Below are 9,735 nucleotides of genomic sequence, written 5' to 3' on the forward strand. Positions count from 1 at the left end.
ATCCTTGCCAGGCCCGAACCGGAGAACGCGCATGTCCGCCAAGACCGCCACTGCTTGTACCGCCCCGCACCACCACGTCCACGACGCATCGGATTTCGTGGCGGTGGTCGAGCGTGTCTCGCGCGAACGCGGGCTGCGCCTTACCCCGATCCGCGCCAATGTACTGAAGCTGATCGCCGAGGCCGGCAAGCCGGTCAAGGCCTATGAGTTGCTGGAATGGGTGCGCAACGGCAAGGGTGTGGGTGCTGATGCCCCGCCCACCGTGTACCGCGCCCTCGACTTCCTGATGGCCAATGGTTTCGTGCACAAGCTGGAATCGGTGAATGCCTTCGTGGCCTGCCACCACCCCAGCAGCGCCGCGCATTCGGTGCCGTTCCTGATCTGCAACAGCTGCCACAGCGCGGTGGAACTGGAAGACCGGGAAATCGTCAGCCAGCTGGAAAAGCGCGCCAAGGAACTGGGTTTCCAGCCGCAGGCACAGACCCTTGAAGTGCACGGTCTCTGCGCGCGCTGCGCGGGGTAATGCAATGGTAGTGCCGGCCGCTGGCCGGCATCCTGAGTGGGGTCAGATCCCTTTGCCATTGGCAAAAGGGATCTGACCCCGTTTCATGACAAGGGCTAGTCCTTCGGTTTGCCTGCCGTATCCACCCGCACGATCACCGACATGCCGGGCCGCAGCCGCGCCGCCAGTGCCTGACCCGGATCGATCGAGATCCGCACCGGCAGCCGCTGCACCACCTTGGTGAAGTTGCCGCTGGCATTGTCCGGGCGCAACACGCTGAACTCCGACCCGGTGGCGGGCGCGATCTCTTCGACACGGCCCTTCAGCACCTGCCCCTGGAACGCGTCCACCGAGAACGTGGCCGGCTGGCCGATCGCCATCCCCCAGGTCTGGCCTTCCTTGTAGTTGGCCACCACCCACAGCGTGTCAGGTACCAGGAACAGCAGCTGCGAGCCGGCCGCGACGTACTGGCCCACGCGTACGCTGGCTTCACTGATCTGGCCGTCGCGCGGTGCGTGGATCACCGTATTGGCCAGATCGATGCGGGCCAGCTCCAGCTGCGCCTGCGCGCTTTCCACCTGGGCCTCCAGGCTTTTGCGCGCGACCTGGGTCGACACCAGCGTTTCCTCGGCGATGCGGATCTGCGCCTGCGACTGCTGCACGCTGGCCTGCGCCGATGCCTGGCTGGTGCGGAACTTGTCGCGGTCATTGATCGACACGAGTTGCTGTGCGGCCAGTTCCTCGTAGCGCTTCAGCTCGTTGCGCGAGCGCTGCAGTTCGGCCTGGCCGGCCGAGAGCGTGGCGCGCGCCGAGGCGATCTGCGCACGGTTTTGCGCCTGCGACTGGTCGGAGTTGGCCAGCGCCGCACGCGCGCTGTCCAGCGTTGCCTGCGCCTGGGCGACACGCTGCGCATAGATGCGGTCATCGATGCGCAGCAGCGGCTCGCCTTCCTTCACGTGCTGGAAGTCCTTCACCAGCACCTCGGTCACATAGCCGTTCACCTGCGGCGCCATCACCGTGATCTGGCCGCGCACATAGGCGTTGTCGGTCACCATCACGCTGCTGGTGAACGGCCACAGGTGCCAGGCACGCAGGATCAGCGCAATGCCCAGCAGGGCGACAATCACCATCACCGCCACGCTGCGCGCGCTGGGCTTGAGGTACTTCGGCGCGACCGCGGGTTCTACCGGCGTGGACGCGGGCGCCGCGTCGGTGGGCGGCGGCGGGGTGACGTTGTCGGCGTCGTCGGGTCGGGGCGGCACGGGAGGCATGGGGGGACTCAACGGGATGCGGCCGGCGTGGCCGCGGTGGACACGGGCGGGTGGCGCTTGCGCCATTGCTTCAGTACGGCGGTACGCAGCGACAGCAGCAGCAACCAGCACAGGAAACCGATCGCCAGCCAACCGCTCAGGGTGAACACATCGTTGAAGCCACGCACGTTGGCTTCTCGGCGCGTGGTCTGTGCCAGCTGCGCGCTGCCCTGTGCGCTGCGCATGACCGGGTCGGCGATCTGGGCGCTGTACAGCTGCTGCTGGAGACGCAGGCGTTGCGCTACCACCGGATCGGCCGGATCGAGCTGGCTGGTCAGCGCGCTGGAATACAGTTGCTCGCGATGCAGCTGGAAGGTGCCCAGCACCGCCGAGCCGGCCAGGCCGCCCAGCGTCTGCGTGATCGACAGCGTCACCAGGAAGGTGATCATGTGGTCCACGCCCTGTTTCAGCGCAGCAGAGATGCCAAGCATGATCAGGGGCCCCATGAACATGCCCGCACCGACCGAGGCCAGGAACTGGCTGGCGTAGAAGTCGTGCGGCCGATCCATGCTGGTGCGGTGCTGGTCGAAGAACGCGGCGGCGCCCAGCAGCAGGATCGCCATCAGCAGCTGGGCGATCAGCCGCTTCGGGCCGAAGGTAAGCGAGGCACCGGCGATTCCGGTGATCACCCCGGCCAGGATCACCACGAACAGCGGCCGCATCTGGTCCGGTCCCATGCCCAGCGTGCGCATCAGGTTGACCACGCCGTAGGACTGCTCGGTGGTCAGGAAGCGGATCAGGAAGGCGCCGACGATGAAATGCAGCACCGGCAGCGTCGACAGCCAGCGGATCTGCAGCAGTGGGTTACGCCGGTAGTGCTCGATGATCAAGGCGGTGGTGGACAGCACGATCGAAGCGATCAGCGCCCAGCCCAGCCACGCTGTATTGAGCCACCAGCGCGTGTAGCCCTGCGCCAGCACGATCACCAGCAGGGCGACGGCCGGGGCGAGCAGCGCGAACGTGAGGAAGTCCAGTGGCTCGAACGCCTTCACCTGGATGCCCGGCGGCAGCTTCAGCACTACCACTGCGGCGAAGGCGCACAGGGCCAGGCCGGCCTCGAACGAGTACAGTTGGTGCCACTGGCCGGTATCGACCAGGCCCGGGGAGACGATCCAGGCGATCGGCACCGCCAGCTGGGAAAGGCCGACACCGACCACCAGCAGATTGCCGGTGAAGCGCCGCGGCAGCGCCTGCAGCATGTACAGCGTGCCCAGCGTTGAACAGGCCGCGCCGGCGAAGCCGCTGGCGGCACGGGTCAGCATCGTGGTCTCGAAGCTGCCGACGAACAGGTGCAGCACCGCCAGCGCCGCATACAGCCCCAGCCCGATTTCGGCGAACAGGCGGATGCCGTACTGCTGGCGGAACTTGAAGGCCAGCAGGTTGGCGGTGACGTTGACCATGGCATAGGCCGCTACCAGCCAGCTGCCCTGGGTCGGGGTCAGCGCCAGCTGGCCCTGCAGGAACGGCAGGTTGGCGGTGACCAGCGCATTGCCGAGGCCGCCGGTGATCGCTACCAGCAACGATACCAGCGCATAGGCCGCACGCCGGTACGGCGGGTGCCAGGGCATCGACGCCGAGCCGGGCATGGTCGGCTTCTCATGTTCCTCCCAATCCGGAACCGGCTTCAGATACGGCTGGACCATCAACGGGCCTCGCTGGCAGCTCCCTGGAGACCCCCACGCAGCAGCTGCAGGGCGCGCCCGGCCAACTGGGCGCGCTCGTCGCGGGTCTTGCCGCGCAGGGCCGCACCCAGCATGCCCGAGATCAGTGAAATATCCGTCTTTTCCAGGTCGGCACGGCACAGCCCGGCGGCCTTGGCGCGCGCGATCGGTTCCTCCAACAGGTCGCGCACGGTCTCGCGCGCAGCGCGCATGGACGGCACGTCCGAATCGACCGCACGCCAGTAATCGGCTAGCGCAGGCGAATCGATGATGCGCTGGGCCATGCCCTCGAACACCTCGAACAGGGCGTCGTCGCGGTCACCGAGCTGTTCGACCTGGCGCCGGATGCGGTCGACCGTGCGCTGCAGCAGCGCCTGGATCAGTGCGGTGCGGTCGGGGAAGTTGCGGTACAGGGTGGCGCGGCCCACCTGGGCGCGTTCAACCACCAGGTCCAGCGGGGCGGTGACACCGTGTTGGCCGAACACATGATCGGCGGCGTCGAGGATGAGGGCGCGGCGGGCAGCGGCATCGGCACGTTGGGCGGTCATGGGTATATTTTCGGACATTAGTGTCCGGTTGGCGAGACATTGAGTGACGGGATTGTCCGCTTGTTGTCGTACGCACATCTTTGTGACGGATACGTGATGGTGAGAATCTGAACGAAAGCGGGGCCCGAAGGCCCCCCGCTGGAGTTGCTGTAGATCCACGCCATGCGTGGATGAAAAGGCTTGGCGCCGGAACGGATGCGGCTAGCCGGTGGCTGATCCGCTCATCTGGCCTTCTTCCTGCTCTTGATGAAATCAATGAACCCCTTCTCATGGCCCTCAAAGGCACGTGTGCCGTACTTGCGGTGCTGCGGTTCGAACAGCGCGTAGGCTGCATCAAGGTTTCCCGATTCGAACTCAATCGTTGCAAGGAGCTCGTCCATGTACTCGCTTGAGGCTTCTCCTTGTCCATAAATGTCTCTGGCGACCATCGCCCACGCTCTGGCCTTCTCAAACTGGGCGGTATCGCGATAGAAAACTGCTATTCCATACGATGAACTCTGGGCGTGGTCATAGGATGACTTGGGCTCTGGAATCATGTCCCAGCTTTCAAGGAAGCGATGCTCTGCCTCCGCGATGTCACCGGCCAGCCAAGCGGTTCTCCCGCATTTGGCGATTGCAAGGATGCGCTCTTTCAGTTCGGCATCGAGACTCATGGTCATGCAAGTGTTTCCGCTCAGTTTTTCTATTGGATTGATACCGGGCTGAGTCTAGCCGCGTAGTAGATGGTGACGCATTGGTAGTGCGCCGCTTTCACCAGTTCATGCCATATACGACAAAAAAAGGGGGCCTTTCGGCCCCCTCAGGTGATGTTCCGACGGCGCAGGCCGATCAGAAGAACGCGCGGATGCCGAATGCGACGCCACGGCCCGGCAGCGGCGAGTAGTCGCGCAGCAGCGAGGTGTGCGGACGGACTTCGCGGTTGGTCAGGTTGCTGCCATCCAGGAACACCTCGTAGCTGTTGCTGGCGTTGCGGTCCCAGCGGTAGGCCAGGTGGGCGTCGACCAGGGTGTAGCCATCGCTCGGCTCCTCGTTCTGCGCCACGTCCTTCTGGCGGCTGTAGCGCACCGCACCGACCGAGGCGCGCCAGCCGTCCTTCGACCAGCGCAGGTCGGCGCCGACGCGGGCCGGGGCAATACGCGGCAGGTAGCCGGTGTTGGCCAGTTCCACGTTGTAATTGTGGTTGTGGTCGCCGTGCGGCACGGCGATGTCGAGGTTGCGGCTGCCGCTGCCATCCAGCTTGGCTTTCACGTAGTCACCGAACAGGCGCAGGTCCCAGTCACCGGCGCCGCCCTCGAACAGGTGCACCAGGGCCTCGGCCTCGGCACCGCGGAATACCGCGTCCTGCTGGGTCCACGCACGAACTGGCAGGCCCTCGGTAACGCCGGTGTCGGCCAGGTAGATGAAGTCCTTGAACCTGGTCTGGTAGACCGAGGCGGAGAAGTCCAGGCGCTCACTGTGAGTGTGGATACCCAGTTCCACGCGCTGGCCGCGCTCGGTCTTCAGGTTGGCGTCGCCGATCTCCAGCGAACGGGTGGCGATGTGGGCGCCGGCGGCATACAGCTCCTCGTTGGTGGGTGCACGCTCGGAGCTGTCCACGCCGATACGCAGGTCAACGGCGTCGTTGAGCTTCCAGATGCCGGCGGCAGACAGGTTGGTGGCGCCGAACGTGCGGCGCCGGTAATCACCGGTCGGGTCCAGCTTGACCTGGTCGTGGCGGCCGCCCAGTTCCAGCTTGAACGGTCCGAACTGCTTTTCCTGCAGCACGAACAGGCCGATGTTCTTCGTGCCTGTATCCGGAACGAACGCCTCTTCGCCCTTGGCACCGAAATCACTGTTGCCGAACTGCAGGCCGAAGGCACCGTCCCAGCCACCGATCTGCTGCTGCACCGCTTCCAGGCGCGCTTCGATGCCACGGTTGGTGAAGCGGGTCGACGGCGTGCCGGCCTCCAGCTCCACGTGCTCGTAGTCGGTATAGGCCACGCGTGCGTTGATGTTCTTCAGGAACGAGACCGGGTCATAGATGCCGGCCTTGGTCTCGAAGCGGTTCTGCACCATGTCGATGCGCACGTCATGCTCGTCGCCGCCTTCCTCTTCGTCGCCATGGTCGTGGCCGTGGTCATGGCCGTGATCGTCGCCATCGGCGTGCACGTGTGCGCCGTTGGGAATGCCGTAGTTGGTGCGGTAGGTGCTGGCCGACACGCCGAAGTAGCCGCCTTCGCCCAGCCAGGTCGCACCGACGCCACCGGCACGGGTGCGGATCGAGCTGTTGTCGAGGCGGCCGCGACGCGGCTCTTCGCCTTCCTCGCCCGCGTGGTCATGGTCGTGGTCGTCATGGTGGTCTTCCAGGCTGTCGATCACCGCGTAGCCAGGGATACGGTAGTCGTCGCCATTGCGCACCAGGCCGTCCACATGAAGCACGACATTGCCGCTGACGCCATCGAGGCGGAACATGCCGCTGCGCTCATTGTTCACCGAATTGCCGCGCAGTTCGGCGCGGCCGCTAAGCGGCCGCTCCGGCAGCTCCCGTGCGATGCGGCCATCGACCACGTTGACCGCACCACCGATGGCACCGCTGCCGAACAACAGCGTGGCGGGGCCCTTCAGCACTTCGATCTGGTCGGCCAGGAACGGCTCGATGCTGGTGGCATGGTCGGCACTGACGGTGGATGCATCCATGTTGCCCATGCCGTTGGACAGCACGGCCACGCGCGGGCCTTCCTGGCCACGGATGATCGGGCGGCCGACGCCGGGGCCGAAGAAGGTGCTCTGCACGCCGGGCAGCTTGGCCACGGTATCGCCGAGGGTGCCGGCCTTCTGCTCGTCCAGGCGCTCACCGGCCAGAACCTCCACCGGGCGGGCCAGCGATTCGGCATCGCCCTGCAGTGGCGACGCGGTGACCTGCACCGACGACAGTTCAGTCAGGTGGCGGTCACGATGGGAATCGTCTTCGCTGGCGGCAAAGGCAACGGTCGGAAGCAGGGCGGCGAGGGCCAGGGCCAGGGAATGCGGCTTGAGCCGTGGGGTGTGGGCAGGCATGGATCGGTCCTTTGTTACAATGTATCAATCGCAGGGCGCACGAATCCCGCCGATGGGAGAGGGGGAGGGGAAACCGTGCGGTTCGGGAAGGGATGTTATATTATTCCATAACGATTCGCCGACCCTGCTGGAAGTCATGTCCCTGTCCTCACGCCTGCGCCATCTGCTCGACCGTTTCGGCGCTACCGGTTCGATGCTGTGCGCGGTGCACTGCGCGGTGATCCCCGTACTGCTGGCGGCGGCGCCTTCGCTGGGCCTGTCGTTCTGGCTGAGCGACGGCGTGGAGCAGGCGCTGGTGGTGTTTGTGACCCTGCTCGGGCTGTTCAGCCTGGTATGGGGCTACCGCCGCCACGGCGCGCTGCGCGCGCTGGGCTTCCTGATTCCCGGCCTGGTCGCGTTGTGGGCCGGTGTGCTGTATGACCCGCTGCACCACAACGCCGTGCCGCATGCGGTGGTGATGACCATCGGCGGCCTGCTGGTGGGGGTGGCCCACCTGGTCAATCTTCGCCTCAACCACGGCCACGTGCACGACGCCAGCTGCGCGCACTAGGCGCTCCGTGATAGGATTTTCGATCGTGCGCGGGGGCGCCCAGCAAGGCGGCCCCGCCGAACCCGTGTCAGTACGGGGTAACCAGATTTCACACTTGAGGAGTTGAAGACATGGGTAAGGGTGACCGCAAGACCGCCAAGGGCAAGCGCTACAACGCCAGCTACGGCAACGCCCGTTCGCACACCGCGAGCAAGGTCGCCGTAGGCGCCGCCGCCCCGGTTGCCAAGAAGACCGTGGCCAAGGCTCCGGCGAAGAAGGCTGTGGCGAAGAAGGCCGTCGCCAAGGCCTGATCCGGCCGACCGACCGGTCCAAAGAAAAACGCGGCGCCTGGCGCCGCGTTTTTTTATGCACGTTCTTGTAGAGCCGAGCCCATGCCCGGCGCAATGCAGCCGAGCGTGGGCTCGGCTCTACAATCGGATCAGCGCAGGGTCTTCTTCAGCGTTTCCGGATTTCCGTCGTTCGGCGCGGCCGGCACCTGCAGCAGGTGCGCCAGCAGCGGGTAGAGGTCGACATTGTCGAAGCCATCGATCACCAAACCCTGTCGGAATGACGGGCCGCTGGCCACGAACACGGCACGCATGGAGGGCAGGGCATTGTCGTAGCCATGCGAGCCGCGATCCTGATGGTCGCGTTTGGCGATTTTCTCCTGATGCAGGGCATCCCAGCCTTCATCCATGGCACAGACGATGGCCGGAACCCGCGGATGCGTGCCGTAGTGCCAGCGTGCCGGCAGGTTCTCCTTCTTCCAGCATTCGTAGTGCGCGTGGCGTCCGAGCAGGGCGCGTTCGGCTTCCGCGTCGTGGCCGGCGACCGGCGCAAAACCCACCGACTGGCCCTGGCTGACATTGCGCGCGATGGCCGGGTCGGCCATCGACTCGGTGGAGATCACCTGGCCGACCGGCACGCTGGCCATGCCATGGTCAGAGACCACGATCACGTTGGTGGTCGCGGCCAGGCCGCGCTGCTGCAGCCCATCGAGCACCTGGCCGACGATCTGGTCGGCGCGCACGATGGCGTCGGCATACTGCTTCGACTCGGGGCCGTAGTTGTGGCCGGCCTTGTCCACGTGTTCCATGTACAGCGTGGTGAGGCGCGGTGCATCAGCATCGGTCTGCGCCAGCCAGTCGAGCACGATGCCGGCCCGCTGTTCCAGCGGTTGCTTGCCGTCGTACACGCGCCACTTGCTGGGGCGCACGCCGCGGATTTCAGACTCACTGCCCGGCCACGCCGTGGTGGCCGAACGTACGCCAGCGTTCTCGGCACTGACCCAGATCGGTTCGCCACCCCACCAGCCGCTGGTGGTGACCGCGTCGCGGTTGCTCAGTTCGAAACGGCCCAGGGTTGCATCGTCCATGCTGTTGTTGACGATGCCGTGGTGGTCCGGACGCAGGCCGGTGACGATGGTGTAGTGGTTGGGGAAGGTCAGCGACGGATAGGACGGCGTCATCCAGCGTGCACGCACGCCGCCGTCGATCAGTCGCTGCAGGTTGGGGGTCAGGCCGCGGTCCAGCGCGTCGGCACGCAGGCCATCGATGGAGATCAGCAGCAGCTTGGGCGGCGCAGCCGCAGCGACGGGTGTGGGAACGGAGGCGGAAGGGGCGGGCGCGGTGGTGCAGGCGGCCAATGGCAGCAGCAGCGCCAGTGCGCAGGTCAGGCGTACGGAAGTCATCCGCGCATGATAGTGCGAGGTAATGACGCGCCCAAGACACGGCGCACTATTGCGCGCCGTGTCCGCGCATTTTTCCTTATCCCCGCGCCTGTCGGCGCGCCCCCTTCAACAAGAAGGGGGCTTTTCTCCAGACAGTTTACAGACGCTTCCATCCACGCATGGCGTGGATCTACCGCGTCGACCAAGGTCGACACCTACCCACCGCCGCGGGAATCTGTCGAAGGTGGGCGGTGTGGGTGGGCAGGACCGTTGGGGGCCAGGGTGGGGCCCACGAGCCCCCCTGGGGGGGGTTTGGGCGGGTGCTGGCCCCCCCAACACCCCCCCCGTTTTGCCCGGCGTGGGGGGGGGGGTTTGGGGGGGGCAGCAACCGCCGTAACCCAACCCTGGGGGGCTCGTGGGCCCAAGCCCGGGCGCCAACGGTCCTGCCCACCCACACCGCCCACCGTCGACAGATTCCCG

Annotated in this window: 9 protein-coding genes; 3 read left to right on the forward strand and 6 right to left on the reverse strand. The window is 66.0% G+C overall.

Translation table 11 applies throughout. The annotated features are described in order from the left end of the window. Nucleotides 1–31 precede the first annotated feature (31 nt). Nucleotides 32–523, forward strand: a complete 492-nt coding sequence (locus R5H29_RS01430) for a Fur family transcriptional regulator (protein ID WP_021202513.1) — start codon at nucleotides 32–34, stop codon at nucleotides 521–523. Between the two features lie 95 nt (nucleotides 524–618). On the opposite strand, the gene R5H29_RS01435 is transcribed toward R5H29_RS01430, so the two are convergent. The 5 genes from R5H29_RS01435 to R5H29_RS01455 all read right to left on the reverse strand — a co-directional run bounded on the left by R5H29_RS01435 (nucleotide 619) and on the right by R5H29_RS01455 (nucleotide 7,057). Then, nucleotides 619–1,773, reverse strand: a complete 1,155-nt coding sequence (locus tag R5H29_RS01435) for an HlyD family secretion protein (protein WP_021202514.1) — start codon at nucleotides 1,771–1,773, stop codon at nucleotides 619–621. Between the two features lie 8 nt (nucleotides 1,774–1,781). Then, complete coding sequence (locus R5H29_RS01440; RefSeq protein ID WP_332328621.1) at nucleotides 1,782–3,455, reverse strand: MFS transporter; 1,674 nt, start codon at nucleotides 3,453–3,455, stop codon at nucleotides 1,782–1,784. Next, the gene (locus tag R5H29_RS01445) at nucleotides 3,455–4,021 is read right to left on the reverse strand and encodes a TetR/AcrR family transcriptional regulator (protein ID WP_019659167.1); all 567 of its coding nucleotides are present in this window, start codon (nucleotides 4,019–4,021) and stop codon (nucleotides 3,455–3,457) included. Before R5H29_RS01445 ends, R5H29_RS01440 begins: the two co-directional genes overlap by 1 nt. A gap of 221 nt (nucleotides 4,022–4,242) precedes the next feature. Next, nucleotides 4,243–4,680 carry a hypothetical protein gene (locus tag R5H29_RS01450; RefSeq protein ID WP_164145354.1) on the reverse strand — a complete coding sequence of 146 codons (438 nt, stop codon included), beginning with the start codon at nucleotides 4,678–4,680 and terminating at the stop codon, nucleotides 4,243–4,245. A gap of 169 nt (nucleotides 4,681–4,849) precedes the next feature. Beyond that, complete coding sequence (locus R5H29_RS01455) at nucleotides 4,850–7,057, reverse strand: TonB-dependent receptor (RefSeq protein WP_021202516.1); 2,208 nt, start codon at nucleotides 7,055–7,057, stop codon at nucleotides 4,850–4,852. Between the two features lie 136 nt (nucleotides 7,058–7,193). On the opposite strand from R5H29_RS01455, the gene R5H29_RS01460 reads away from it, so the two are divergent. Together R5H29_RS01460 and R5H29_RS01465 are read left to right on the forward strand one after the other, a co-directional pair. After that, on the forward strand, nucleotides 7,194–7,607 hold the full coding sequence (locus tag R5H29_RS01460; RefSeq protein WP_008264835.1) for a MerC domain-containing protein: 414 nt from the start codon (nucleotides 7,194–7,196) through the stop codon (nucleotides 7,605–7,607). A 110-nt stretch (nucleotides 7,608–7,717) separates the two neighbouring features. Continuing rightward, nucleotides 7,718–7,897 carry a 30S ribosomal protein THX gene (locus R5H29_RS01465; RefSeq protein ID WP_004150462.1) on the forward strand — a complete coding sequence of 60 codons (180 nt, stop codon included), beginning with the start codon at nucleotides 7,718–7,720 and terminating at the stop codon, nucleotides 7,895–7,897. Between the two features lie 128 nt (nucleotides 7,898–8,025). Here R5H29_RS01465 and R5H29_RS01470 read toward each other — a convergent pair whose 3' ends face one another. After that, entirely contained in the window at nucleotides 8,026–9,276 is a 1,251-nt protein-coding gene (locus R5H29_RS01470) for an ectonucleotide pyrophosphatase/phosphodiesterase (protein ID WP_332328622.1), read from the reverse strand. Nucleotides 9,277–9,735: the final 459 nt, after the last annotated feature.

The organism is Stenotrophomonas sp. A3_2, from assembly GCF_036624925.1.
Lineage (GTDB): Bacteria > Pseudomonadota > Gammaproteobacteria > Xanthomonadales > Xanthomonadaceae > Stenotrophomonas > Stenotrophomonas hibiscicola.

Bases quoted from the DNA above. Each gene is read 5' to 3' on its own strand.
- R5H29_RS01430 (WP_021202513.1), top strand. From the start codon at position 32: ATGTCCGCCAAGACCGCCACTGCTTGTACCGCCCCGCACCACCACGTC.
- R5H29_RS01435 (WP_021202514.1), bottom strand. From the start codon at position 1,773: ATGCCTCCCGTGCCGCCCCGACCCGACGACGCCGACAACGTCACCCCG.
- R5H29_RS01440 (WP_332328621.1), bottom strand. From the start codon at position 3,455: ATGGTCCAGCCGTATCTGAAGCCGGTTCCGGATTGGGAGGAACATGAG.
- R5H29_RS01445 (WP_019659167.1), bottom strand. From the start codon at position 4,021: ATGACCGCCCAACGTGCCGATGCCGCTGCCCGCCGCGCCCTCATCCTC.
- R5H29_RS01450 (WP_164145354.1), bottom strand. From the start codon at position 4,680: ATGACCATGAGTCTCGATGCCGAACTGAAAGAGCGCATCCTTGCAATC.
- R5H29_RS01455 (WP_021202516.1), bottom strand. From the start codon at position 7,057: ATGCCTGCCCACACCCCACGGCTCAAGCCGCATTCCCTGGCCCTGGCC.
- R5H29_RS01460 (WP_008264835.1), top strand. From the start codon at position 7,194: ATGTCCCTGTCCTCACGCCTGCGCCATCTGCTCGACCGTTTCGGCGCT.
- R5H29_RS01465 (WP_004150462.1), top strand. From the start codon at position 7,718: ATGGGTAAGGGTGACCGCAAGACCGCCAAGGGCAAGCGCTACAACGCC.
- R5H29_RS01470 (WP_332328622.1), bottom strand. From the start codon at position 9,276: ATGACTTCCGTACGCCTGACCTGCGCACTGGCGCTGCTGCTGCCATTG.